The organism is Desulfovibrio sp. An276 (genome assembly GCF_002159665.1).
GTDB lineage: Bacteria > Desulfobacterota > Desulfovibrionia > Desulfovibrionales > Desulfovibrionaceae > Desulfovibrio > Desulfovibrio faecigallinarum.
The window spans coordinates 48,257-73,554 of sequence record NZ_NFJC01000010.1 but is presented as its reverse complement, the minus strand read 5'-3'; the positions used below and the strand labels follow the sequence as shown (position 1 = coordinate 73,554).

At 55.3% G+C, this 25,298-nt stretch carries 19 protein-coding genes and 2 pseudogenes; 10 read left to right on the top strand and 11 right to left on the bottom strand.

The genetic code is table 11. The features are described from left to right. Positions 1-11 precede the first annotated feature (11 nt). Positions 12-542, bottom strand: a complete 531-nt coding sequence (locus tag B5F76_RS06140; RefSeq protein WP_144268403.1) for a hypothetical protein — start codon at positions 540-542, stop codon at positions 12-14. Positions 543-1,102: 560 nt separating this feature from the next. On the opposite strand from B5F76_RS06140, the gene B5F76_RS06135 reads away from it, so the two are divergent. Then, positions 1,103-1,741: a topoisomerase DNA-binding C4 zinc finger domain-containing protein gene (locus B5F76_RS06135; RefSeq protein ID WP_087352369.1), complete on the top strand. Its 639-nt coding sequence runs from the start codon at positions 1,103-1,105 to the stop codon at positions 1,739-1,741. A gap of 12 nt (positions 1,742-1,753) precedes the next feature. Continuing rightward, entirely contained in the window at positions 1,754-2,257 is a 504-nt protein-coding gene (locus tag B5F76_RS06130) for a hypothetical protein (protein WP_087352367.1), read from the top strand. Between the two features lie 81 nt (positions 2,258-2,338). Here the strand turns inward: B5F76_RS06130 and B5F76_RS15465 are convergent, their stop codons facing one another. Next, entirely contained in the window at positions 2,339-3,058 is a 720-nt protein-coding gene (locus B5F76_RS15465) for a FadR/GntR family transcriptional regulator (protein WP_162608720.1), read from the bottom strand. Between the two features lie 170 nt (positions 3,059-3,228). On the opposite strand from B5F76_RS15465, the gene B5F76_RS06120 reads away from it, so the two are divergent. Further along, positions 3,229-5,487, top strand: a complete 2,259-nt coding sequence (locus tag B5F76_RS06120; RefSeq protein WP_162608719.1) for a DotA/TraY family protein — start codon at positions 3,229-3,231, stop codon at positions 5,485-5,487. 124 nt (positions 5,488-5,611) lie between these two features. Here B5F76_RS06120 and B5F76_RS06115 read toward each other — a convergent pair whose 3' ends face one another. Beyond that, positions 5,612-5,995, bottom strand: a complete 384-nt coding sequence (locus B5F76_RS06115) for a hypothetical protein (RefSeq protein ID WP_087352361.1) — start codon at positions 5,993-5,995, stop codon at positions 5,612-5,614. Positions 5,996-6,216: 221 nt separating this feature from the next. On the opposite strand from B5F76_RS06115, the gene B5F76_RS06110 reads away from it, so the two are divergent. From B5F76_RS06110 to B5F76_RS06095, 4 genes and pseudogenes are all read left to right on the top strand, one after another. Then, on the top strand, positions 6,217-6,777 hold the full coding sequence (locus tag B5F76_RS06110; protein WP_204218340.1) for a GNAT family N-acetyltransferase: 561 nt from the start codon (positions 6,217-6,219) through the stop codon (positions 6,775-6,777). Positions 6,778-6,811: 34 nt separating this feature from the next. Further along, positions 6,812-7,483, top strand: a complete 672-nt coding sequence (locus B5F76_RS06105; protein WP_087352359.1) for an MmcQ/YjbR family DNA-binding protein — start codon at positions 6,812-6,814, stop codon at positions 7,481-7,483. Next, the gene (locus tag B5F76_RS06100) at positions 7,441-8,142 is read left to right on the top strand and encodes a hypothetical protein (protein ID WP_162608718.1); all 702 of its coding nucleotides are present in this window, start codon (positions 7,441-7,443) and stop codon (positions 8,140-8,142) included. The genes B5F76_RS06105 and B5F76_RS06100 overlap by 43 nt, the downstream gene beginning before the upstream one ends. A gap of 15 nt (positions 8,143-8,157) precedes the next feature. Then, a pseudogene (locus B5F76_RS06095) lies at positions 8,158-8,928 on the top strand (autotransporter outer membrane beta-barrel domain-containing protein); the annotation flags it as partial. A 66-nt stretch (positions 8,929-8,994) separates the two neighbouring features. Here the strand turns inward: B5F76_RS06095 and B5F76_RS06090 are convergent. The 8 genes and pseudogenes from B5F76_RS06090 to B5F76_RS06050 form a co-directional block, all read right to left on the bottom strand. Further along, entirely contained in the window at positions 8,995-9,537 is a 543-nt protein-coding gene (locus tag B5F76_RS06090) for an AAA family ATPase (protein ID WP_162608717.1), read from the bottom strand. Between the two features lie 408 nt (positions 9,538-9,945). Beyond that, positions 9,946-10,077, bottom strand: a complete 132-nt coding sequence (locus B5F76_RS15315; protein WP_239406971.1) for a hypothetical protein — start codon at positions 10,075-10,077, stop codon at positions 9,946-9,948. Positions 10,078-10,274: 197 nt separating this feature from the next. Further along, positions 10,275-10,592: pseudogene (locus tag B5F76_RS15570) on the bottom strand (Fic/DOC family N-terminal domain-containing protein); the annotation flags it as partial. Positions 10,593-10,645: 53 nt separating this feature from the next. Beyond that, positions 10,646-11,968 (bottom strand): GGDEF domain-containing protein, encoded by a 1,323-nt coding sequence (locus B5F76_RS06080; RefSeq protein WP_087352349.1) that lies wholly within the window; start codon positions 11,966-11,968, stop codon positions 10,646-10,648. Positions 11,969-12,203: 235 nt separating this feature from the next. Continuing rightward, a complete protein-coding gene (locus tag B5F76_RS06075) occupies positions 12,204-13,487 on the bottom strand; it encodes a GGDEF domain-containing protein (RefSeq protein WP_087352347.1) in 1,284 nt (427 codons plus the stop codon). 220 nt (positions 13,488-13,707) lie between these two features. Continuing rightward, positions 13,708-16,239, bottom strand: a complete 2,532-nt coding sequence (locus B5F76_RS14455) for a CheR family methyltransferase (RefSeq protein WP_162608715.1) — start codon at positions 16,237-16,239, stop codon at positions 13,708-13,710. A 10-nt stretch (positions 16,240-16,249) separates the two neighbouring features. Then, positions 16,250-20,338: a bifunctional diguanylate cyclase/phosphodiesterase gene (locus tag B5F76_RS06055; protein ID WP_162608714.1), complete on the bottom strand. Its 4,089-nt coding sequence runs from the start codon at positions 20,336-20,338 to the stop codon at positions 16,250-16,252. A 206-nt stretch (positions 20,339-20,544) separates the two neighbouring features. Continuing rightward, positions 20,545-20,766 (bottom strand): hypothetical protein, encoded by a 222-nt coding sequence (locus tag B5F76_RS06050; protein ID WP_087352343.1) that lies wholly within the window; start codon positions 20,764-20,766, stop codon positions 20,545-20,547. 458 nt (positions 20,767-21,224) lie between these two features. On the opposite strand from B5F76_RS06050, the gene B5F76_RS06045 reads away from it, so the two are divergent. The 3 genes from B5F76_RS06045 to B5F76_RS06040 all read left to right on the top strand — a co-directional run bounded on the left by B5F76_RS06045 (position 21,225) and on the right by B5F76_RS06040 (position 24,680). Then, a complete protein-coding gene (locus B5F76_RS06045; RefSeq protein WP_087352341.1) occupies positions 21,225-22,592 on the top strand; it encodes a dihydrolipoyl dehydrogenase family protein in 1,368 nt (455 codons plus the stop codon). A gap of 126 nt (positions 22,593-22,718) precedes the next feature. Continuing rightward, positions 22,719-22,895 (top strand): PD-(D/E)XK nuclease family transposase, encoded by a 177-nt coding sequence (locus B5F76_RS14795; RefSeq protein ID WP_162608713.1) that lies wholly within the window; start codon positions 22,719-22,721, stop codon positions 22,893-22,895. 726 nt (positions 22,896-23,621) lie between these two features. After that, positions 23,622-24,680, top strand: coding sequence for a Fic family protein (locus B5F76_RS06040; protein WP_087352339.1), 1,059 nt, complete (start codon positions 23,622-23,624; stop codon positions 24,678-24,680). The last annotated feature ends 618 nt before the right edge of the window (positions 24,681-25,298 follow it).

Genomic DNA, 25,298 nt, shown 5'->3' with positions numbered 1-25,298 from the left:
TTGTTTGTTGTCTATTCCAGATCGCGCAGCGAGGGCAGGTCCGAGTAGGTCGGCAGTCCCTGTCGCAACCTTGTTCTGTGAGTGGCTATGACGTCCGCAAGATCGGGGTTTGCGACATTCACCCTCGCGCCGGCAAGGCTTGAGGCAGTGTCATTTGCCGAGGCGCGTGCAAGGCCAATCTGCGAGCGTGCCCAGTTGGTGGTATTGGCAGCCACATAGCGGCAGGCCTCCTCGATGGTCTCCTGCGCTGCCTCCTCTAAAGAGTCGCGCACGGCATCAAGGACCTCGTCCATGCCTGGTACGGCCACATTGTCGAGACGTATGGAGGAGATGCGGTTGACAAGTTCCGCACACTCCTTCGCAGCCTCCATGGAGCCGGTGGAAAAATCGAAGGCACCGTCCGCAGCCTTGGCAGCCATGCGCGCGGCGTAGACGTCTGCCGGGCTTGTCTCGGCTGTTCCTGTTGCGGCGCAGCTCGCCGCCCTGGCTTTTCCCTGGACGGCGACCAGGGAAAGAACAAGCAAAAAGACAAAAATCAGCATGCCGCAGAAAATGTTTCCGCAGCAGTGCCTTTCTGTGGGGTGAGTATTTGTGGAGGTACGCAAGAATATTCCTCTGTTTCACGTTGCCTGTTGCAGTTTTTTGGGCCAGAACTTCCGGGCAAATGCGTACATGCATATGAACGAGACTGCGAGTGAGACGCCAGGAGAGCCGCTTTTGCGGCCATGCTGGCGCATGCTGTGTGTCCCGGAAGACCACGGGGAAAAATCCGGCTCCCTTGTTCCGGACACCCTGCCCGCGGCAACATATAGTATGGATGAAGCAAGGGTGAGCCATGCCGGAATTTTTCCTGGCACAGGATCTAGCCACTTTTTCAAAAACTGTCAAGCATAAAATTTTTTCGGCATGTCAAAAGATGTTGACAGAATCTGCCAAAGGATCTATTTCTCTTCCTGCCCGGTGGCACTCCCCTTTCGGGATCGGGGAAGACATAGGGCAAATGGCAGATAAAGGCCCGGTTTGGACCAGCCCCTTATAGTGTATGGTGGGGCTCTTGCCGGGAGCGTACGAAAACAGGCAACAGCAAAGAGGACAACCTCCCATGTCAGATGTCATGGACAACGCGGCACGTTCTGCAGCCGCACAGACTCTCCCTGCGGATCCCGGAAAAAACATATCCGACACCAGGACGACAACGGCTGCAACCACACTATCCGCTACGGCCACAACGGCCCGGGATACAGGCTCCCCGGACGATCGTCCGGGCGATCCCATCGTCTGCCCGCGCTGCGGAGCACCCATGCATGTTGTGATGCGCAACGACGAATTCCTCTTCTACGGCTGCACGAATTTTGCACAGACTGGCTGCAGGGGCAGGAGATTTTTCGAGCGCAATGCAGAGGGCAAAAAACTCGGGCTTGTGCGGGAAATCTGCCCGGAGTGCCATCAGGGGCTGCGCAAGGGCATAGGCAAGAACGGCCGCCCCTACTGCGCCTGCTTTGAAAAGACGGACCACAAGAGCGGGGAAGCCATCTTCTTCAACCTCGATGGCACAATCAGAACTCGCCCCATCCCGAAGGAGAAATTCTTCTGCCCTGAATGCAACAGCCCCCTTGCCTACTTCGAGGTGCAAAACGGCAGATTCAGGGGCAGGAAGACCTTTGCCTGCCTTGAGGCTGAGCGGCACAATCCAAAGAAAGCCCATTACTGGGAAGACGATGACGGCCGTCCCGCGTGGTAGAGGAGAACGATTTTGGCAAGAAACAGAAGTTTTTGCGAGCGCGCAACCGCGGCAACTGGCCTTACGTGCGGGCTCGATTTTGCGAAGGGCTTAGGCTGTGCAAATCCCGCTGGTCCCCTGACGCGGGCCAGGGTGAGGCTTGCAAGCAACCTTGGCCTTGAGGACGAGGTGCAAAAGGGCGGCTTTGCAAGGCTGCTTGCTGCCTGGGGAATTGGCGAGGAAGGACTTCGCGACTATGTCCGGGCAAGGGTGCGCGAGGCCATCTTCTTTGCCCTGCTCTGTCTTGTGGGCCTTGTGGCCTGCTACGCGAACCTGCTCTTTCCCGCGCGCGTGCCCCTGGTGCGCTTTTTGGCAGGGCTTGCCTGCACAAGCTTTGTGGCAGCCTCCCTTGTCATGTGCCTGGCCTCTGCCTGGCGGGCGCGCGTGTGCATGAAAAGGCACTTTGTGCCCTTTACTGCGTGGCTTAAGGGCCTTGTTCTTCCCCTGCGCGCCAAGAGTCCTGTCCAACGTGAATAGAAGGCAGGAAAGACATGGGGCTTTTGCCCCGGAATGAGGGATTGGGCCTGCAGTCAGCTCCCGTAGCTCAAGCTTTGCAGCTCAAGCCCTGTAGTCCCCGCATTCCTCGTGTGCGCGCTTGACGTGCTGCACAATGCGCCTCGACACCTCGTTTTTGTCGCGGGCATGGAGCGCCTGGAGCAGGCCCAGGTGCTCCGTGTGCAGCACCTCCTGGCTCTCGGGCACATAGCCGTAGCGCGTCCAGGCCATGATCCAGGTCTGGTGCAACTGGCTTTGCACGCAGTAGAGCAAATCGTTTCCCACAAACTCGCCCACCTTCTCCTCGAAGCTCATGTCGAGACCCATGAGCTCGCTGCCGGGAAGGTCTTCACGCATGTTCTCTTCAAGGAGGCGTACAAGCTCGTCAATCTGGCCTTCCGTGCAGCGCGCGCAGAACTCGAGGAAGATTTTCTCCTCCACGAGCGAGCGCAGATCCACGAGCTTTTCCAGGTAGGCCATATCCACAGTGTTCGGCACTGTGCAGGAGAGCAGGCAGGGGTTGGTCCTGCGTGTCATGTCCGCCACGTAGGTGCCACTGCCCATGCGGCTCACCACCTTGCCCGCTGCCTCAAGCAGCTTCAGGGCCTGGCGTACCAGCGTTCTGCTCACGCCAAGTCGCCCCGCGAGCTCGCGCTCGGGAGGCAGGCGATCGCCAGGCCTGTAGACAGGATCGGTCACAAGCTCGTCCAGGCTTGCCAGCACCTTCTGGAAGACATCCTGGCGTTCGATGGGATGGAGGGTGGAAATCTTGCTGTTGCTCATGTGAACAGTACTTAGACCACTTGGGAAACTGTGACAAGCCCCAAAATCCAGACAAACGACTTTTCTGCAATCCCTCTCCGAGGTCTTTGCCATGCTCAATGGCAGGAAAAGCCCTGGGGGCACATACAATTGGCAACTGCGCAATGCATAGGCACAAAACGGAGCAACGCATGGCAGACACGTTTTCCCTTCCCGGAAACCTCGATCCTGCGGACCTGAGTGTCCAGGTCCTCTCTGCCCTCTTTGGCGAGGGCTGGCACAACCTGGCGTCGCTTGCGGCAAACGGTACGGGAGCCGTACTCGGCGATCTGCTCTTCACCCTCTTCAACGTCCTGAACTGCTGCTGCGCCATAGTCGTGGCCTGGCTCTTCATCCTGACCACCCTTTCCGCCACCCTGGGCGCTGCCCAGGACGGCCGCGGCATTGGCGGAGTGCGCTACTCCAATGCCTGGATTCCCATCCGCTACTCGTTTGCCATGGGCGCCATCACACCGGTCTTCTCGGGGCTATCTGCCATGCAGGCCATAGTCCTTGCCTGCGTCTCCCTCTCTGTGCAGTTCGCAGACACCATGTGGCAGGCAGGACTCGAGCACATAGGCAAGACCGGCTCCATTGCCGCACGCGCAGAACCCGCTGTGGCAGGATCTGCTTCCCAGGTACTACCAGTGCTTATCGAGCACCACGTCCTTCGCAACTACTTCGCAAGCTCCGAAAAGTGCGCCATGGCGCAGGACGGCAGGAAGGAAAGCTCGGACTGGTCCCTCAACCGCTATGTCATCAGCTTCGAGCTCCCCTACCTCATGAACTGCCCGAACCTGCGCGGCGACGACGGCTTCGGCATGACCCTGAACCCGGCACTCGACTTCGGGGACTTCGGCAAGATCACGGTTGCAACGCCCGTGCGGGAGGCCTCGGAAGAGCTTGCGAAAGTCCTTTCCCCCAATGGGCAGCTCTATCGGGACGTTGGAAGTGCCGTGGCAAGGGCCCTTGCCACGGCAAGCGACACGGACAGGTACAAGGCCGCAAACCTGGGCGCCCTTGCCAGGTCCTATCAAAAGGCCGTAGGTCAGGCTCTGAAACAGGCATCCGCCCGCATGGAGGAGCAGCAGAGTGCCATGCTCGCGGATTTTCGGGAGCGGGCTGCAAAGGGAGGCTGGTGGCTTGCGGGCTCCTACTATTGGGTGCTCGCCAAGATGGCAGCGGACAGCGTGGAGGTCATGCAGGACAGGACCACGGCCACGCCCGTGAACCTTGCGGCACTTGCAGAATTCATGAACCCGGAGTTCGAGCGCCACCTGCAGCTTGGGAGAGAGCTTGCGGCACAAGCGCTTGTGTTCGCAACCGAAGGGAGCGGGACAAGCAACCCCATCACTGGCTCGCCCCTTGTGCGTTCGCAGGAACAAAAGGACGAAGGAGCTACGGATTTTGCCAACACCTCGGTGGTTGCCGGACTTGCCGGCTTCTTTTCCGGTGCCTCTCACGCCATTTCCGAGTTTGCCCTGGACGATGCGGCCATAGGCAGCGGCATGGTGAGTATCCTGCAGGGGCACGACCTTGTGTTCAACGTGGTCAAGGCAGCCCGCACCCTCATGAACGTGTGCGAGAATGCGGTTGTCACCTACATGTCCCTGAAGCTTTTCGGGCACAGCTTCTCGCTCTTTGCCAAGAATCCTGTGACCGGCGTGGTTGCCAAGGCGGCAGAGGACACGCTGGACCTTGTGGGCAAGATTGCGCTCGCCATTGCGGCTCCCCTGTGGCTCGTTGCCTGGTTTTATGCGTACATGCTCCCCATGCTACCGTTCATTGCCTGGTTTTCCGCCATCATAGGGTGGCTTGTGCTCTGTCTCGAGGCCATAGCCGCAAGTCCCCTGTGGCTCATCGCCCACTGCATGCCCGACGGGGACGGTTTTGCGGGCGCAAGTGCCAGGGCCGGCTACGCTCTCATCCTGAGCGTTCTTTTGCGGCCGCTGCTTCTTGTGCTCTCCTTTTTCATCTGCATGGCAGTCATGTCCGTTTCCGGAAGCTTCATGGGTGCCTTGCTTGTCCCCTTCTTCGACGCCCAGGGAGGGGCCTTCGATGTGGGCGGCTTTGGCACCAGCGGCTGGGGTGTTACGGCAAGCATCACCACAGTCCTTCTGGTGGGCCTTGTGACTGGAATTGCGACCTGGAAGCTCTTTACGCTCGTCACCATGGTCCCTGACCGCATCATACGCTGGGCAGGGCAGCTGATGGCAAGCCTCGGGGACTTCCACGCTGAGGCTGTCATGCAGCAGGGAAAGGCCAGCATGGACGCGACTGCAGGCCGGGTCCTGCCCTCCATAGCTGCAGGCTCGGCCATAGGAGCCGTGGCAGGCATTGGAGCAGGCAGGGCACGGAGGAAGAACGAGGCCCTCATACGGGAACTCTCCCAGGGAAGTCGCAAGGTATAAGACGTATGCTCCCTTATGCTTTGTCTGAAGCAAACCGAAAAGGCCCCAGAGTCATAGCCCTTGCGCGAAAAATGCAAGGGCTATGACCTGGGGTACAAACGAGTCCGAAGGTTAAAGCTTGCGGCTATTCGGCGGCCAGATCTTCCTTGTCCGACAGCGTGAAAAGGGAGTCAGGGGCGATCTTTCCCTTGGCCTTCAGCGCGGCACAGGCCTCGTCGAGCACTTCCTGGAGAGTGGGAGCGTCTGCATCCTTCGTCCCCTCGGGGAGAGTCAGCTCGCCAAGAGCCATTCTGATCTTGTCTTCGATGAGTTCGCAGACCAGTGCCAGTCCTTCGCATGCCTTTGGGTCCGAGCCGCTTTTGTCGTCCGCCATGTACAGGGCAATAAGCCATGTGAGGCGGTTGAGCTTTATCGCGTCGTCCAAATGCTCACGGGAAGGCGCGTTGCGCAGGCTTCTGGGAAGAGAGTCGAGATTCAGTTTGAGAGTATGGTCGAGTTGATTTGACATGGGCACCCTCTCGATGAACTTTTGCGTTCCTTCAAAACGAAGAAACTTTTGTCCTCATGTATACCATTTTGCACTTTGTGAAAATACTCTATCAGGTGGGTGCGGGCCTAATCCGGGCATTTTTTTTTTGAGCCTGGGCTGTTGGGCCCCTTGCCAGGACAATGCCTGCCGGGCATATTTGGGCAAGGCTTTGGGGCACAACCCCCTTGGGCAGCTCAGGAATGCTGGAGGAAATGGTGGTGGATGAGACAAGAGAAAACGCTGGGCATATCTGCTTTCGAAAATGCACGATAGAGGATCTGGCCGAACTGCGGGCCCTCTCGAGCAGGACCTTTTTCGAGACCTTTGCCGCGCAAAACAAGCCAGAGGACATGGAGGCCTACCTGAAAGACGCCTTCTCAGAGGAGAAGATGCGCGCAGAGCTCCTTGAGTCCGGCTCAACCTTCTATTTTCTCCTGGTCGACTCCGAGCTTGCCGGCTACCTCAAACTGAACGAGTGCGGAGCCCAGACGGACATACACAGCCCGGACTCCCTGGAGATCGAGCGTATCTACCTGGACAAGCGCTTCCAGGGCAAGGGACTTGGCAACTGCCTCATGGACATGGCTGTGGAAGTTGCCAGGCAAAAGGGTATGCGCTCCCTCTGGCTTGGCGTGTGGGAGAAGAACACAAGGGCCCTCGCCTTCTACCAAAAGAACAACTTTCGCAAGACAAGCGAACACTCCTTTGTCATAGGCAGCGACAGGCAGACCGACTACATCATGCGCAGGGAGTTGGAATAGCGTATTCATTTGCACTAAATGGAGACAGAAAAAAATGGACATGGTGCACGATATGTTTGCGCACAGGCGCGTTCTGTGGGAGAGACTCCCGCACCTGGGCTTTGCGCGCAGTGAAAGCGGTTTTTTCCGTACGAGCATTTTGCCTGGCACAGGGCTTGTCCTTGAGGTTGTGGTATCTGCCGAGGGCAAGGTTTCCACCACCGTGACAGACCCTGCCTTCGGGGAACCCTATACCCTGCACCTGACAGACGAGGCCGTGGGGGCCTTTGTGGGCAGGGTACGGGAGGAATACGTGCTTGCCCTGCAAGAGATAGCAGACAAGGCGACAGTCCTCGATGTCTTCAGGACAACCCAGGCGCAGAGCCTCATCGACTACGCCCTGCACTCCTTTGACGAGGCCCTTGAGCATCTGTGGCCGAAGACACCCGAATACGCCATATTGCGACGGGCGGATACGGACAAGTGGTATGCTGTCTTCATGCGCATTCCGGGCACAAAAATCGGCCTTGCAAGCCCAGAACTCATCGAGATCATCGACCTTCGGGTTGGGGACGAGGATCTGGCAGGCCTTGTGAACAGGAGAATATTCTTTCCTGGCTGGCATATGAACAAGAAAACCTGGTACACCATCCTCTTTGACAGTGGCTTGGCCTTTGAGGAACTTTGCGCGAGACTTGCCCGCAGCCGCAGGCTTGCTCTGCGCTGACGGTCTTCTGGAGCAACTGGAACTTTGTGAATGCTTCCGACGCCACGCTGGAAGCAGGCTTTGTCGCAGATGAAACTGTCACGGCTATCCAGGCAAGGTATGCCAAGCTTTCCGGCACCCTGGCTCTGCGGCCCATGGCGGATTTCTACGCGAGCGACCAGAAGATACATCTCAAGAACCCGCTGAGGATAACAGAGTCGGACAGTGGTTTTAGGACTGTTTCCCTGACAAGTGTCTCCTCCCCCACCCTAGCCTTCGACCTTGTGAATGAAGACATCGACTCTCTTCAGGTGAATGTCAGCCGTCTTGAGACAGCCTACAGCCAGTACGCCCAAAATTCGGGCTCATCCGGGCTTGGGCGCTCCCTTGCGAACATAGGCAAAATGGCTAGTGGTGACATGCGTACCCTCTTCACAGCCCTGGACTGGTCCGCTCCCGACGGCCACGAGGTAAGCCGTGCCCTCGACACTCTGGGACCCGAGGCCTACGACGCATCAGCCAGAGCCTCCCTTGCCCAGCAAAGCGAGTTCAACCTCCTGATTTTGAGGCGCATGCTTGGCAACGAGAGCGCACGCCGCTTCCTTTCTGCGACAAGCGAGAAGCAGGCTGAGGCAGACAACTGGCAGTTCTGGGCAAGCCCCTACGGTTCCGGTTCCTAGCAGGGCTCCCATGGCGGCACATCCTCTTGGTCGAGCAACGGCATAGGGCTTCTTGTGGGTGCTGACAGGTACTTTGAAGGTGGTCTTTCCCTGGGCGCCCACGTGGCAGTTGCTGCCAAGCGCACCCATGTGAAGGGCAACCATGACGCACAAACAGATACAAAGTCCGCCTTTGTGGGCCTGCAGGCCCTGCTTGCGCCTGAGTCCTGGGACGGCTTTGGGCTCACTGCCCAGGGGAGGTTGGGCATCGAGAGCGGCGAAATGGACCGCGAAGTTTCCTTCAACGGCTACAATCGTTTGAGCGAGAGCCTCTGGACTGGCTTTGGGAAGCTTCCGACACAAGCGCGCTTTGCGGCAGGCCCCCTTGCCTTTTTCGAGTACAGCTTCTTGCAGCGCCCAGGGATAGACGAGCGCAATGGTCAGGCCAGCCGCCTGAGCGTGGACGATACGGTCTATGAGTCCCTGCTCATGAACCTCGGAGCCCACGCGGGCTGGACAACAAGTCTTGAGAATGGCGCATCCATTGGCCTGGATCTTCTGGCAGTCTGGCGTCACGAGCTTCTGGATGCGACCTTCCGCACCGGCGCTTCCTTCAGGGACTACGGAGAGTACGATTTTAAGTCTGCGACCAATCTGCCTGGCAGGGATTCACTGCTTCTTTGGGGCTCCTTAAGGTTCAGGCACCCCACCTCTCCCTTCTTTGCCCAGATAGATTTTGGCGGAGAATTTTTCCGCGAGGACTACAGCGCCATACGGGCTAGCCTGCAGATTGGCTGGGAATTCTAGCCAGTTCCCAAACCCTGCCCCTTCACTGGTTGCGGGGACATTTTTGCTGTCGAACCCAAAGTGGCCTCAGTCGTGGAGATGATTTACATGCCACATCGGGTCATCCCAATCCTCCGAAACAACCTTCGGCAGCCCCTGAAAGGTTCCCTGCAGGTACTGCTTTCTGAAATTGAGGACATTGCGCATGTCCCTGTAGTCGGAAATCCTGTGTACGATAGTCCCGCCATCCTGGCTCTTGTCGACTATGCCCACTTCCGAGACACGCAGGGTATCAGCGTCGAGGAGATCGGTATTGTGCGCTGTGAAGACAAGCTGGGCATTGTGCCTATTGTATTCCCTGTCCTTGAACAGACGGACCAGTTCCCTGAAGACAAGGGAGTGTATGGATTTGTCCAACCCGTCCACAACGAGCACGCCACCGGTTTTCAGGACAAGGAGAGACATGCCGACAAGCCCTGCGACAACCTTCGTACCCTCGGATTCATCCCTCTCCAGATCAAGGGCTATTTCCCTGCCGTGTCCGTCGCCATGAAAGACATAGACCCTGTCTTGCAAGGGATTGTCCGTATTGCCAGAGTCCTGAGCATGACGCGTGCGATCCAGCTGCATGTGCACAAAGTCGAAACCGAATTTCTGCAGGAACGATAGACAAGGTAATTCCCGCATTCCTGCAAAATGCCCAGTTTGCGAAGGTTTTCCACGCAAGTCCCGATGGCTTCCTGACTTGAGCCAAGTTCCCTGCAGACGGCATCTTGGGTGATGACGGGATGGGTGTGCAACAAATGGAAGAGCCTCAGGGTCTGGTCTTGCATGTTCGCGCATGTAGCGGCAGCTTCCCTGTTTTTTGCGTACAGCTCCTGCAGGCCGCGCAGTGTGGCACAGGACGCGGCAGCTGCGTCGCTTACACAGCCTCAAGGAAAACTCTACCCATTGCTCGTAAAGGATGCGTAGTGCTCATCCTGCCTTGTCAGCAGGGCCTTCGATATGCACTGGACAGGCTCCGAGAGAAGCCCCCATTCAAGAAGGCACAATATGATGAGCAGCCTTTATGGTCTCGAACTGGTAGTGGACAAGGGCTGCCCTGATGAGCGGATCACTGCCATCCCTGTAGTTGATATAGTTTTCGAGATTGGCAAGGCCCTCAAGCATGTCCTGTACGTTCGGGGGGGGGGGACATGGCTTGCCGTGGCAAGGGTGCACCCTGCAGGACCAATCCAGTTTTGCGTCTTGCTAAACTCCCCGGGATTCTTGCCAGTCTCGCACACAGTTCCGAAGAGGACACGATGCGCCTCCCGGACAAGCCTGTTGCACAAGAGGAGCTCCTTTCGCCTTGAAAGAGCGTACTCTGCAGCCTCCCGCAGGCCCTGCACCAGGCAAACCTCCCTTCCCCGCATCTTGCCGGCTTCGGCCTTGAGAACCTCGTCCATACTGCACTCAATATCCTCAATCCTGGACGACAGGATGGCCTCGCGAAGCTGAATCATGGGAATGAAATACTGTGTCTCTGGGCTATCGCGGACAAATGCGACGAGTTCGGCCAGCCTTTTTTGGGCAAAGTCCAGTTTCCGCGCCTGATTCCCGTTCAGCGCAATCCCCGGCACAGGTGGAAACAATGCTGGCCTCAGGGAAAAAGAGGTCTCCTTTCCGAACAGATTGGGCACCATTGTCCCTGCCCTGTTCATCTCGCCTCACTTCTTTTTTGTACAAACGTTGCTCTTCACAACGTTTCTCTATGCCTCTCTTCAGATGTCTCACTACAGGAGGACGCATACCCGTTCTTGCCGGATGCCTTCACAGAGTAGGTGCGGCTGTCGGCCTTTTCCACAAGATCTGCATAGGCAGTCGCCTCGTCGGGATAGAATGCTATGCCTATGCTGCAGGAGACGGAAGAGCAAATCCTGCTGCCCTGGGCAGCAAAATCTTCACAGATGGCCCGTGCCAGCTGGCATGCCTCCTCGCGGTTGTCGAGCTTGCTCAAGAAGACTCCGAACTCGTCACCGCCTATGCGACCGGCAATGGCCTGTCTGTCTGCAGTCTCCTTCCTGAGAATGGACGCGAGAGCAAGGATGACCCTGTCGCCCGTGTTGTGCCCCAATTGATCGTTGACACTCTTGAAGTTGTCGAGATCCACGAAGAGAAAGGCTGCAAGGGACTTGTTCGTCTGCAGTGCATCACCGACCCTTTCCTCGAAGGCCTGCTTGTTGAGAAGACCTGTCATGGAATCCGTCTGAGCCCGTATGAGCGCTTCGCGCAGCTTGGTGTTGCGCTCCATTTCTTCGTGGTAGAACTGCGAGATGTCCGTGCGCCAGAGCAGAATCTTCTTTCGTTCCCTGTTGTAGTACTGGTATTCCAGCTTCTTGCGTGTGTAGCCGCGCACAGGATCAATAACGCCTGTGTACAGGCTGTGGCTGCCCTTGCTCTCAAGCATCTCTATCACGCGCTCCAGCCTCATTTCGCGGATGACCATTTCCCTGTCCTCGGGTGGCACGTAGAGATTTGCGTACTTCACTGTTTCCGTGTTGTAGTCATTGCAGATCTGCGGCGGTAGAGGAGTTCCGTTGCTGCTGCCACTGAACATGACGTAGCTGTTCGTGCCGGCATCAAGATAAATAAAGTAGTCGCAGCGATCGTAGACATAGAGATTCACTATGTCCTTTAGCACCAGGTCATATTCCCTGCACTTTCTGAACAAGAGATAGATATTTTTCGACCTGGGCTCGCAGACGAAGCTTACGGAAACCCATTTTTCCCTGTTGAAGGTTGCGTAGGCAAAGTTGAGTGTGAAATCCGGGGTAAACGCTCTTTTTTTCAGGTTTGCGACACTGAGCGCATACAGGACACTGCTGCGGTACTTGGAATAGACAAACTTGCCCGAAGCCTGCAACAGACGGCTGTAGGCAAAACGCCTGTAGCTGTGTTCCCTGGCAACGCCTTTCAGAAACCAGCAGCTGTCCCTCTCTGGATCCACGCGCACAATGGCGTAGAAGGCTCCCTCGAGAAGAGAAAGCAGTTCATTGTGTTTTCCGGATTCTGTGAACATAACAATACCTTGGGGGATGCCGACAATTCAGCTGCAGGCTGATTCCAGCCTTGCCACGGCACAGACAGCCATTGGGGAAGAAGCGTCTGACTGCCTAGCCGATTGGAATGAAAAACGCAAGCTTCGTCTACTATTGGTTTATGCTCCGTGCCCTCGCCCAGACCGTCGATAGCATGATGACAAGGCCGCGTATGCTGTTCCGAAGTGCAATAGGGGCGTGTAGAAGCACGCCGCTTTACTCGGAGGCAAATCCGTTCTTGCCCGATGCCTTGACTGCATAGGTTCTGCTGTCGGCCTTTTCCGCGAGCTCTGCGTAACTTGTCGCCTCTTCGGGACAGAAGGCAATGCCTATGCTGCAGGAGACGGAGGAGCAGATTATGCTGCCCTGGGCAGCAAAGTCTTCACAGATGGCCCGCGCCAGCTGGCATGCCTCCTCGCGGCTGTCGAGCTCGCTCAAAAAGACTCCGAACTCGTCACCGCCCAAGCGACCGGTAATGGCCTGTCTGTCCGCAGCCTCCTTCCTGAGAATGGCTGCGAGAGCAAGAATGACCTTGTCGCCCGTGTTGTGACCCAATTGATCGTTGACACTCTTGAAGTTGTCAAGGTCGACAAAGAGGAAGGCGGCAAGAGACTCGTTTGTCTGCAGGCAGGCACAGACCTCTTCCTCAAAGGTTTGCTTGTTGAGAAGACCTGTCATGGAATCCGTCTGAGCCCGTATGAGCGCCTCGCGCAGCTTGGCATTACGCTCCATCTCCTCGTGGTAGAGCTGCGATATGTCCGTGCGCCAGAGCAGAATCTTCTTCCTCTCCCTGTTGTAGTATTGGAATTCCACCTTTTTGCGCGTGTATCCCCGTACAGGATCCACAACGCCGGCATAGAAGCTGTGAATATTGTTGTGTTCAAGCTTTGCAATTACGTTGTCCAGGAGCATTTCGCTGATGGCTATGTCCCTGTCTTCGGGTGTAACATACAGATCTGCGTACCTGACAACTTCAGAATTGTAATCATCCCCTGACTGCGGTGGCAGCGGCGTGCCGTTCTTGCTGCCGCTGAACATGACATAGCTGTTGTTTTGCGCGTCAATATAGACAAAATAGTCACAGCGGTCATAGACATACATATTGACGATGTCCTTGAGCACAACGTCATATTCCTTGCATTGCCTGAACAACAGATAAATATTGTCCGAGTTCGGATCGCAGATGAAGCTGACAGAGACCCATTTCTCCTCATTGAAGGTTGCGTAGGCAAAGTTGAGTGTGAAATCCGGAGTAAACGCCCTTTTCTTCAGATTTGCAGCACTGAGCGTATACAGGACGCTGCTGCGGTACTTGGAGTAGACAAACTTGCTCGAAGCCTGCAACAGACGAGTGTAGGCAAAACGCCTGTAGCTGTGTTCCCTGGCAACGCCTTTCAGAAACCAGCAGCTGTCCTTCGCGGGATCCACACGTACAATGGCGTAGAAGGTGTTTTCAAGAAGGGAGAGCAGCTCGTCGTTTTTCTGGGATTCTGTGAACATAAGGACCTGTCCGAGGATTCACTCTCTTTCTCTTCTGTACCGGCTCAAGTTCTGCGTCAGGCGCAGACAAGAAAGTTCAGCAGAGGTCGAGTTGTTTGTGGTCTGAACCCAATCATGCCTCGGGGCGTGAGGACAATCGAAAAATACATTGCGCAGGCAGTCAGGGGAGGAGCCCCTGGCTGCCTGTACGACTGGAATGAAAAACGCAGGCTTCGTTCTGCTACTGGGCGTTTTCCGTGTGTTCGCTCCCTTCGCCAAGGCTGTCAATGACCGTGATGACAAGGCCGCGTATGCTGTTTTCCGTTGTACGGTAGGGAGCTATGCGCATGGTGTAGAAGCGCCCATTCATGCCAATGACTTCCCTGTCCACAGGAACGAGATTTTTCAGCACGTTCTGGGCATCCGAGACAATGTCCTCCTCCGGGAAACTGTGGGCAAAAATCTGTATGGGACGGCCTACGTCCTGGTTGACGAGCTGGAACTCCCTGCCCACGTACTCCGTAAACTTGCGGATATTGAGTTGGCTGTCCACAAAGAGGATGCCAATCATGGTGGAGGACAGGAAGTTCGAGAGGTCGTTGGTCATGGTAGTCAGCTCGTCGAGCTTCTGCTGAAACTCGGAGTTGACGGTGTACAGCTCCTCGTTCACGGACTGCAGCTCCTCGTTGGAGCTTTGCAGCTCCTCGTTGGCAGTGAGCAGTTCCTCGTTGGCAGCCTGCAGCTCCTCGTTTACTGTCTCCAGTTCCTCGATGGTGGTACGCAAGTCGTTTTGCGAGACCTGCAGCTCATGCTCGAGATCCGTAATGCGCTGCGCAGCGGTCTGGTTGATGTCGTACTTTTCCCTGATGCCTGTCTGTTCGGTCTGCTCGCTGTGCTCCTTGAAGAGGATGGCTATGAGCGTTCCCTTGCCGGTGCCGGACACAGGATACACGGACATGTCGATGTTCTTGCTCCCGGAGGGGCAGTCTACGGAAATCTCCGTGTAGGTAACCGGAGTGTTCTCGGAACGACAGCGGTTGATAGCCGTGGAAGAAACAAGGCTCAGGTCCTTGTTGATCAGGGAGAAGAAGTTGAAGGTCGCCTTGCCGGGCGCGATATTCAGGTAGTCCGAATAGTTGCCGAAGAAGTGGATGACATTGTTTTGTTCGTCGACAATCACCGAGGCAGGCAGAAACTGTTCCAGGAACTGTGTGTAGATGCTCTCTATGGCCGGATTTGACTCTTCCCTGTGGGCAAGGCCCGGCAGGCTCGGCACGGTAGTCTGAATGTTGGGGATCTTGAAGGCAGGCGGCACAAGGTCGTCTGTTTTGCCGTCGCTCTTGTGCAGATAGATCTTTTCCGCAATGGAGAGCGGTGTGAACACGCTCGAATACTCGCTTGCGGTCTCGCTCTTGCCGAGAAAGAGGAAGCCGCCGTTTTTGAGTGCCGAGTGGAAGATGGCAAAGAGTCCCTTTTGCAGTACGGGCTGGAAGTAGATGAGCACGTTGCGGCAACAAATGAGGTCCAGCTTGCCAAAGGGCGGATCCGAGAGCATGTTGTGCGGCGCAAAGATGATCATCTTCCTGATTTCCTTGGAAATCTGATAGGTGTCGTTGCGCTTGACAAAATATCTGGTCAGGCGTTCTGTCGAGACGTCGTCCACTATGCTTTCTGGAAAGATGCCTTTGCTGGCTGTTTCTATGGCGCTGGCGTCTACGTCCGTTGCAAAAATCTTGATGTCGCGCTTGAGTCCGGTTTCTTCCAGCACCTCATTGAAGAGGATGGCCAGGGAATAGGCTTCTTCGCCAGTGGAGCAGCCTGCACTCCAGATGCGTATGGGGTCGGATTCACTGCTGCGTTCCACAATGGTGTAGATGGCTGAGCGCTTCAGGGCCTCGAAATAGTCGGCGTCGCGGAAGAATTTGGTAACACCTATAAGAATGTCCTTGACCAGCAGATTTGCCTCCCCCGGGGATTCCTCCAGCATTTTGGAAAACTGGAGCGGAGTTGCACAGTGGGTCACCAGCATGCGGCGTTCAATGCGGCGCAAAACCGTGTTGCGCTTGTAATGGGTGAAATCTATGCCGCTCACCTGCTTCAGTATCATGTATATGTGGGCAAGGGCGTCTTCGTCGGGAAAGCCCTGCAGGTGCTCCTGGCGCATGGCCATGGCGGGATAGTTCGCGTAGGTGAGGATTTCCTCTGCCAGCTGTCCGGGGGGCAGAATGACATCTGCAAGACCCGTATTGATGGCGTTGCGGGGCATGCCGTCGAACTTGGCGCTGGCTGGCTCCTGCACAAGCACAAAGCCGCCGTGCTCCTTGATGGCCTTGATGCCGTTTGTACCGTCCGAGCCTGTGCCGGAGAGGATCACTGCAAGGGAGCGCTCCTTCCTCTCTTCTGCCAGGGAATTGAGGAAAATGTCTATGGGGTGGTTGATGGAGCCATGTACATAGTCTGTCAGAAGAAGCCTGCCATCCCTGATGGTCATGTTCTTTTTCGGAGGGATAAGATAGACCGTGTCCGGCTCGATTTCCATGTCGCTTTCCGCCTGCAGCACCATCATGCTGGTGTGCTTGCCGAGAATCTCGGCCATGAGGCTTTTGTAGTCTGGAGAAAGATGCTGGATGATAATGAAAATGAGGCCAGTATTGCTCGGAATGCAGGAAAAGAACTGCTGCAGGGCCTCAAGGCCTCCTGCAGAGGCGCCTATGCCCACGACCATGGGGCGAAGTTCCTGTTGTCCGTTGTTCACGTTGATTGCTGTAGTCATTGCCTGCCCCCTACACAGATTGTATCTGATATTTTTGCCAGAATTCCTGCATTGGTATTGGTCTGTTATAGAAAAATCCCTGAGCCAGGCTGCAGCCCTCCTCCAGCAGAACATCGACCTGCGCCTGGGTTTCCACTCCCTCGGCAACGCATTGCATGCCCTGATTGGAGCAGATGCGGACTATGTTGCCAACAAGGGAACGACAGACAGGATTGTAGGACATTTCCCTGGTCAGACTCCTGTCGAGCTTGACGGTATCGAACCTGATGTTGGCGAACATGGAGAAGTTTGCGTAGCGCGAACCGAAATCGTCCAGGGCAAAGTGCAGGCCAAGCTGGCGGAAATGGTCCATGGTGCGCTCGAGTGTGCTGCTCTCCACGTCTCCGGCGGTTTCGGTAATTTCAATTTCTATGAGGCCCGGGTCCACATCCGGGTAGCGGCTCAGGATTGCCAGCACGGCTCCAGGCGTCGAAGGATTGAAAAACGTTATCCTCGAGAAGTTCACGGACATAGGCAGGGGCTTGACCTTTTTTTGCCTGCAGGAATCCAGATACTCCAGAACCTCCTTGAGCACAAAGAGATCCAGTTCCCTGATGGATCCCATCTTTTCCATGGCCTCGATGAACTGAAGGGGAGAAATCATCTTGCCATCGCTGTCCAGACCGCGCACAAGAGCCTCGGCGCTGAAGACCCTGCCACTTTGCATGTCAACCTTGGGCTGCAGGTACACAACAAAGTTTTTTTGCCAGTCCTGGGGATTGCCTGCATCCTGCCCGCCAAGCCTGAGGGAAGGCATTTCCTCGGCAGACAGCATGATGGCACGGGCCTCCCGCACAAGCCTTTCGCCAAAGAAAAAACCTTCCGCCCAAGTGTAGCCTATGCGCAGTGTCTTCTGGTAGCGGCGCTGCAGCACGGACTGGGCACGCAATACCCTGCCCAGGAAGACATCCTGGGTCGTATTGGGACAGAACATGATGAACTCGGACATTTTGGTGCGGAAAATATACTTCCTGTCGAAAATGGTCATGAGGATGCCCGAGATGTGCACAAGAGCCTGGGCACTGGTTTTGCAGTGCGTGCCGTCGCTCGTGTCCAGATTTGGTACGTCCAGCGCCAGCACGCCCATGGAGCTGAACTTGTCCGAGGTCAGCTTGTGAACCCTACTCTTGTAGGCATTGATATTGAGTATGCCGGTCAGAGCGTCCAGGGAGGCGTTTTGGCTGTCCATGAAGAGGGTGTATTTCTGGCTGATGCGTACAAGGTAGGGCAAAAGACGCTTCAAATCGCTCACGTCCTTTTCCCCCCGATTCATGTTTTCGAGACAGAGGAAGCCATGGGCAGGCTCCTTGCCCTGCATGTGCAGGGGAAAGATGGCGTAGTTCCACACATGTTCCCCTGTCTCGCTGCTGATGAACCTTTCCGTTGTGCCCTGGGGATCCTGCATGTTGCTCCTGTTGACAAAGAGCGCCTTGTCCTTTTCGAGGCACGTTTTGACCAGGGGAAGGCTGTCAATGCGCATGCCGGAGACAAAGCTCCTGATGCTGCCCTTGTGCTCGCTGCACCACTCGCTGGTGACGACAACATGGCGGCTGTCCACGGGCATGGTCATAAGATAGACCCTGTCCGCGCAAAAGTGGTTGCCTATGCGCGCCAGGATGTCCTCAGTGGCCTTCTCTGGCGAATCCGCCATGATGATGGCGTCCAGGCAGTCATAAATAAAGCTGTCAATGCGCTCCTTGTGTTCCAGTTCGTTTCTGCCCGCAGGGACAGGCACGCGCACAGGGGAAGTCGTCTGGTCCAGATCCGGATCCAGCATCTGATGGCCGGACTCGGCCTGGGCTCTTGTGTAGTAGATGATCTCGTCGTCCGGGGAATCGTGCCAGGCAGAGCAGATTTTCTCGCCATGGGCAAGAAGCGTAGCGTAGTCCGCGCCAATCAGGCTGTCGCAAAGAACAGCGCACACAAAGCGAATCGGATGCTGGGTGTGGGTACGTGCCAGCGTCTTGCGCACAAAGTCAATGACCTTGTCCAGTTGCTGGCGCAGCTGGACGCGGGAAAGAACTCTGGGCAGGAAAAAGGAAAGTCTGCTCTCGCCCAGATCACCCACAATGCACTCTGCCCCGGCAAAGAGCGTACCCACTATGGCGACAAGCCCCTTGTCTCCGCCGCTCAGGGTGTCACAGCAGTCCTCGCAGGCATCAAACTGCAGCACGACAAGAGCCTGGAGATCATAGAAGGCCTGCGAGGCAGAGGAAGAAGTACTCTCCATGGCAATGGCGGCCAGGGCGCCAGCGGTTTTCCTGTCGTAGAGGCCCGCTTCCGGGGATGTGCAACCGCCTGGCAGGGCACGTTCCCATTCGTGGCGCACGTCCGTATTCTGGATGAAGAGAAAGGCGTGCACGTCCTCGGTTTCCGGCAGGGGCGAGAGCAGGATCGTATAGGAGCACCAGCGGATATTGCCGCCGCTGTCCACGCGCCTGAGCTCTCTCGTGATCCAGAATCGGCCGGAGGAGAAAGCCTCAAGCAAAAACTCGCGGCAGAATTCCTGCGCAAAGATACGCGCTTCCTCCGGAAAGAAGAGTAACGACTTGCTGCGTTCTATAAGCTGGCTATAGGAGATGGTGGTATTGCAGAAGTTCTTGCCTTCGCGCCACAGGGAGTTGATATGGTTTGTGGAGAGATTGGCGTGCAGGTAGAGAATGAGCGAGGGGCGCAGATCCTCCCACAGTGTCTCGGTGACTAGAAGTCCTTCCTGACTGTACATGCAGGCCAGAGGCTCGAGAACGCCTATCACGCGAGGGGGCCTGTCCAGTGTTTCCGGAAGCAGGTGGTAGAAGAGCGAAAACCAGCGGTAGCTCTTGCTCATCTTGTTGCGCAGGGCAAGTGCACAGCCACCCGTGGCGTTGCCCTGCAAAAGCTCGCTTGCAAACTTGCGGTACTTGGCAACCGAAGACGGGTGCACCCAGCCTCTTTCCACCAGGCAATCGGGGAAGTTCTTCATGCTGATACCGGAGGTGTGGAAGCGGTGCCTTGTATTGAAAAGTCTGAAGGTGCGCGTGTACAGATCCACTGTCCAGATGAAGCGATCACGCTGACTCAGGACAAGACGCAAGATTTCCTGGCCGTCCGCAACAGAGGCAAGGATATTCTTGGAGGCGGATATGTCTGTCACAAAGAGCAGCATGCTGCTCTTGTCTCGCACCATCTTGATCCTGCACCAGCGCCAGTCGTGACTCCCCTTCGGGGTGACGCGCAACTCGCATTCGAGCACCTTGTCGCCATGCAGGCCTTCATGCAGAAGATGCTCGAAATCCATTTCGTTGTCCGGGTGCACCTGCATGATCGATTGGAGAGGACAGGGAAAGGCGCATGTGCCATCCAGATTGAGGAAACGGGAAAGAGCCGGGCTTGCGTAGAAAACGCGCATCGAATCCGTCATGTCCACCAGGGCAACGCCTTCGTTCATGTTCGAAAGCAGCGTATGGATGGACACGGGCAGATCCGGGACTGCAGCCGCACCCGGTTCGAGTTGCTCGAGTATTGTGCTGTCGTCGCTTATGAAGTAGCGGTTGCGCCCGCCCTTCTTTGCCTCGAAGAGACTTGCGTCCGCCCTGGCGTAGAGTTTTTTGAAACTGATGCCTGCCTTGGCTATGGATACGCCAACACTTGGGGTGATGCGCAGCTCGTTGCTGCTGTCAATGGGAAACTGCAGGCTTTCGCAAATGCTTTTGGCCCGCATCTCCACCATGTCTCTGGTCACATGTCCCGCGAGCAGGGCAAAAAATTCGTCGCCGCCGAGCCTGCCCACGATATCGGTAACACGGAAGCAGCGGGAAAGCAGAGACGCAGCCTGCTGTATGACCCTGTCTCCAGCCTGGTATCCAAGGGAGTCGTTGACCTGCTTGAAGTTGTCGAGATCAATGATGAACAGGGCGCAGGATTCGTCCCGGGGCATGGTTTTCAGGCAGTTTTCGATATACTGCGTGGCAGTGCCCCGGTTCAAGAGCCCGGACAAAAAGTCCCTGGTCGTTCGTTCGCTGAGTATTCTCAGTCTTTGCCAGTACTTCTTGTTCGCTGTGGACGATTCTTCAATATTCATCGTATACAAAAGCATGGGCCGGAAGTGTTCCGACAGCTGCCGCGCCTTTTAGGAAATGTCGAATTGACGGAGACAATCGGGGCTTCTGTTCCGGGAAACTGCGGACAGGTTTGCCACGCGATTGCGGGTAGGCCTGAATGCGAAGGGCGGATCTCAGAATATGGGGAGCAGCTGCTGGTGCATCTGGCACAGCCTTGTAAAAAGCCTTATTCCGAAAAGCGGACTTTGCCGAGCTGACCAAACACCACAGGCAACATGGAAGGATAACCCATTGTTTTTATTGGGGGGGGGAGGTAGCTTGCAACCTGCTTGCGAAAAGACGCATTTTGTTGCTCCTGGCCGGGTGCCTGTAGGTTGGAAAAAAGCCCCTGCTCTGCATGAAGTCGTACGATGCGCCTTGTGCTGGTACAGTGCAGATCATGGGCCATCAAAAAAATCCTGCCCGAACGGCGGATATGGTCGAGATATGGATACTATCAGTGAAGCGTGGAAAGACGTCCCGCATCACTGAAAAAACTTGTTCGAGGATACTTCATCCAGAAACGCTTGTCCAGACAAAATCAAAATTTTTCGACAGGATAACAAACTCTTCTCCACTGGCCGCGGATGTGGCGACAAGGGGCTCCATTGCGGGGAAGCATGGTGAAGCCTCCCCGCGCTTATGCGCGGGGCTTCCTCCCTTGGGACTCGGGAAGACTACCCTGCTTTCGATATGGGATGCGTCAGCACTGATCCGAAGACCAGACGCTCAAGGTGCTCTTTAGGAGCCCAGGGCCGCCCGCAACCTGCATGGGAGATTTTGCACGAGTTGCAATTTCCATGCGTGTGTGAGAAGGGAAAAAGGTGTTTTTGTGCTCTTGTTTCGTGTATTTTCCGGAGGAGAACCATGCGCTACGATGTCGCCATACTTGGAGCCGGCCCGGCCGGCATTGCCGCAGCCTTCAGCCTTGCAAGGGGTGGAAAGAAGGTTGCCGTTGTCGAGAACAGGCAGGCAGGCGGAACCTGCCTCAACCGCGGCTGCATCCCTACCAAGATGCTCCTTGGCGGCATAGCCCCTCTGGAACTGGTCCTGGCACTCAAAAAGCAGAAAGTCCTGAGCGGCGAGGTTGGCGTGGATTTCAAGGCCCTGCGCACCCGCATGGACCGCTTTGTGAAGGGCAGCTCCCAGATGGTGGAAAAGAACCTCGTTGCTTTGGGCGTGGATTTCATCAGGGGCACAGCCTCCCTGGAGAGCCCGGGTGTCGTCGCAGTGTCTTGCGAGGACGGCGCAAAAAGCCTTGAGGCAGAGGACATCATCCTTGCCTGTGGCTCCCGCAATGCGGCCTTTCCCGGCATGGAGCCGGACGGAGACTGCGTCCTCAATTCGACCAGCCTGCTTGCCATCGAGACCATACCCTCAAGCCTGCTGGTCATTGGTGCCGGCGCCATTGGGCTTGAGATGGGACACTTTTTCGCTGCCATGGGCAGCAAGGTGACCATTGTGGAGGGCGCAGCCCACATCGCACCCCTAGAGGATGCGGACATAGCGGACGAGCTGCGCAAGACCCTGAAAAAGCGCGGCATAGCCTGCGTGGAAGGCGTTTTTGCCAAATCCCTTGTTACAAAGGACGGCCAGGCCGAGCTCACCATGGCAGACGGTACTGTCTTCACGGCCTCAAAGGCCCTGGTGGCTGTGGGCAGGAAACCCAACACCGAAAACCTTGGCTGCGAGAAGGCAGGCATCTCTCTTGATCGCCGGGGCTATGTAGAGGTGGACGATCACTTGCGGGCTGCCCCACACATCTACGCTGTGGGCGATGTCAACGGTCAGGTCCTGCTTGCTCATGCGGCAGAGCATCAGGCCCGCTACGTGAGCGGCCTCATTCTGGGTACCATGGACACCCCCTACTCTTCTGGTCCCGTACCCTCCTGCTACTATGGCCTTGAAATCATGCGCGTAGGGAGTACGGCAGCCCAGCTTCTGGCCCAGGGCAGGGACAAGGTGTCAGTATCCAAGGCTCCTCTTACCCTGAACGCCATTGCACAGTCCCACTCCCTGGCACAGGGCTTTGTGAAGGCCGTATGGGATGGCGAAGAACTGGCCGGCATGGCCGCCATAGGCCATGACGTCTCCCACCTTGTCACCCAGGCGCAGATGCTTGTGCGCGAGAAGCGCAACGCCCACAACGTGCACGAAATCATGTTTGCCCACCCAACCTTGGACGAAATATTGGTCAACGCCCTGGTTGCCGAACGCGTGAAGGTGCAGGCATAGTCCCATATCATTGCTGCAATACGGAAGGAGCGCCCTGCTCCTTCCGTATCCATGGACGCATTGTGAGCACTTGGTAGCCTGTATTTTTCCGGAAAGCCTGCAATCCCCATTTCAGGTGAATACATCGTGGGAGGACATAGGATAGAGCGTACCAGTGAGCTCCTCTTCAAGCATATCTTTGGCAAACCGGAGCACAAGCCCTTGCTCATCGATCTTGTCAATTCCATTTTGAGCCCGGATCCGGACAGGGACGTCATCTGCGATCTGATGCTTGCAGACAGGGAAATCTCTCCGGAAATATAGAAGACAAGGAATATCGTCTTGACATACTTGGTGAGACACCGGAATGTATAAAGATCAATATTGAAGGTCAAAATGTAAGCAAGGTAAATATAGACAAGAGAAGGCCCTGTTACTGGACAACAGTATACGGGGGGGGGGCAGCTTAAATCTGGAACGCGCTATCGAGCTCTAAAGCAAACATACATTATCAACATACTCAATTCTTTAGAATAGGATCTATGAAGAGATTGAGGAGTATGCAATGTGCGACTGAATAAGGACTTAATACTGCATTTTGTAGAGATTCCCAAGTAGAGATCATTAACAATATTCACAATCCTCTGGAGGCTGAAGCACTGTTTCTTTCTGAAAAAGCATTGTGTATGCCTGTGAACAACGGGAAAAGGCTCAAAGGGACTGGAAGTCGAAGAGTTTTGTTGCTAGAGATGAAGATATGGTAAAAGGAGAACTCAAGGGAAGAGTTGAAGAAAAAAAATCGAAATAGCAGGCAACCGGCTCAATATGAACATGCCCCTGAAAGATATCCCAAAAGATACAGGTCTTTTCTTGAGCGAAATACAGTCTCTGACATAGCTCTTGCTCCTTGTTCAAGTTTGCACTGCTTTCCGGCGGACACTTGGTGGAGCGTGGTGAAGCGCCGCAACGTATCCAAATCAATTCAATCATTTTTGTTATCAATTATATCATTTTGGTAAAAATGATATAATTGACCTCAGGAAAGGCACTATGCGCTCATTCAATTTTTTTCAAAATTACAAAAAGTTACTCGAGCCAGATGTCGTATTGCTCCTGACGCATATCCATGAGAGCAAAGGAGAGCAAGCCCTGTTCATCGAAAGCTGTGCGGATACCCTGTCACGGCTAGTAGAAATTGCCAGAATCCAGAGTACCGAGGCTTCCAACGCTATCGAGGGCATACACACATCGAATGAGCGCCTCAAGAGGTTGGTGCTGGACAAAACAAAGCCCCATACCCGCAACGAACAGGAGATAGCCGGATACAGGGATGTTCTCACCACCATCCACGAAAGTTTCGACTATATCCAGCCCAAGCCATCTGTAATACTCCAGCTGCATCGGGATCTCTACAAATTTAGTGGCAGCTCCTGCGGCGGACATTACAAAAATTGCGATAACGTCATCGCAGAAACGGACGAGGCAGGAAACAAAATTGTCCGTTTCCAACCCGTTCAGGCTTGGGAGACTCCAGAGTATGTTGAGCAACTTTGTTCGTCATTCGCAGAAGCTCTTGCCTCGAATGACATGGATCCCCTGTTGCTGATCCCAATGTTTATTCTGGATTTTCTCTGCATTCATCCTTTCAATGACGGTAACGGACGCATGAGCCGTCTGCTTACCCTGCTGCTTCTCTACAGGGCTGGCTACATTGTTGGCAAGTATATCAGCATTGAAAAGCTTATCGAAGAAAGCAAGGTGACGTACTATGAGGCACTGCAGCTAAGTTCATGCGGATGGCACGAAGGAACCAATGATTATACTCCTTTTGTGCGCTACACATTGGGAATTGTGTCCGCAGCCTATCGCGAGTTTTCTGGAAGGGTGCAGATACTGGCTACAGAATCTTTGAGCAAGCCTGAGCGTATACGTGAACTTATCAAAAGGACTCCTGGTCAGATCACCAAGAAGGAGATTCTGGAGCACTGCCCGGATATCAGCCTTGTAACAGTACAACGCACATTAACCGAATTGCAAAAAAGTGGTTCCATTCTAAAATTGGGAGGTGGCCGCTATACATCATACATATGGAACAGTCAAAAAAACTGATGGTAGAATATATTGTATGCCAAATCGACAGGGATACTGCTTCCTTTGCGGCATCAGACACTTCCACACTGTCTGTGAGTAACACGGCAGCACGAATCAGTCTTGTACCTCAGTTCGCGAGAACAAGAGAGAACTTGGAAAACTATCTTCAGATATGCAATCGTCGTGTTGCGAAAAAACATAAATGCCTTTCCTTGTACGCCTATACCGAAAGCCGGACTTCCTAAGAAAGGGTAGCTCAATTTCATCATCCAGAAGCTCAATTATATCATTTTTAACAAAATGATATAATTGAATGCTTTTGTGCTTCTCGACTATTTTGTCGCTTATTGCGATTTCGCGGCGTGTGTGGAAAGGGAAATCAGCCCTTCTGCACTCTTGGTTCGTGTCTTTTCGAAGCCCCCATGCGCTATGTCACCGTGGCTACATCGAGGTGGACGATCACCTGCTGCTCCCCATATCTACGCTGTGGGCGACTCAACGGTCAGGTACTTCAGGTCCACGCGGCAGAGCATCAGGCCCGTTATGTGCTCGTCCTGGGCGCCATGGACACCCCCTATTCCTCTGGCCCATGGTTTTGTGAAGGCCGTGTGGGACAACAAGGAATTGGTCGGCCTC

Coding starts and splice junctions, on each gene's coding strand:
- B5F76_RS06135 (WP_087352369.1), top strand. CDS start 1,103: ATGTCAGATGTCATGGACAACGCGGCACGTTCTGCAGCCGCACAGACT.
- B5F76_RS06110 (WP_204218340.1), top strand. CDS start 6,217: ATGCTGGAGGAAATGGTGGTGGATGAGACAAGAGAAAACGCTGGGCAT.
- B5F76_RS06120 (WP_162608719.1), top strand. CDS start 3,229: ATGGCAGACACGTTTTCCCTTCCCGGAAACCTCGATCCTGCGGACCTG.
- B5F76_RS06115 (WP_087352361.1), bottom strand. CDS start 5,995: ATGTCAAATCAACTCGACCATACTCTCAAACTGAATCTCGACTCTCTT.
- B5F76_RS15315 (WP_239406971.1), bottom strand. CDS start 10,077: ATGCTTGAGGGCCTTGCCAATCTCGAAAACTATATCAACTACAGGGAT.
- B5F76_RS06080 (WP_087352349.1), bottom strand. CDS start 11,968: ATGTTCACAGAATCCGGAAAACACAATGAACTGCTTTCTCTTCTCGAG.
- B5F76_RS06090 (WP_162608717.1), bottom strand. CDS start 9,537: ATGCAGCTGGATCGCACGCGTCATGCTCAGGACTCTGGCAATACGGAC.
- B5F76_RS06075 (WP_087352347.1), bottom strand. CDS start 13,487: ATGTTCACAGAATCCCAGAAAAACGACGAGCTGCTCTCCCTTCTTGAA.
- B5F76_RS14455 (WP_162608715.1), bottom strand. CDS start 16,239: ATGACTACAGCAATCAACGTGAACAACGGACAACAGGAACTTCGCCCC.
- B5F76_RS06045 (WP_087352341.1), top strand. CDS start 21,225: ATGCGCTACGATGTCGCCATACTTGGAGCCGGCCCGGCCGGCATTGCC.
- B5F76_RS06040 (WP_087352339.1), top strand. CDS start 23,622: ATGCGCTCATTCAATTTTTTTCAAAATTACAAAAAGTTACTCGAGCCA.
- B5F76_RS06050 (WP_087352343.1), bottom strand. CDS start 20,766: ATGGCCCATGATCTGCACTGTACCAGCACAAGGCGCATCGTACGACTT.
- B5F76_RS06105 (WP_087352359.1), top strand. CDS start 6,812: ATGGACATGGTGCACGATATGTTTGCGCACAGGCGCGTTCTGTGGGAG.
- B5F76_RS06140 (WP_144268403.1), bottom strand. CDS start 542: ATGCTGATTTTTGTCTTTTTGCTTGTTCTTTCCCTGGTCGCCGTCCAG.
- B5F76_RS06055 (WP_162608714.1), bottom strand. CDS start 20,338: ATGAATATTGAAGAATCGTCCACAGCGAACAAGAAGTACTGGCAAAGA.
- B5F76_RS15465 (WP_162608720.1), bottom strand. CDS start 3,058: ATGAGCAACAGCAAGATTTCCACCCTCCATCCCATCGAACGCCAGGAT.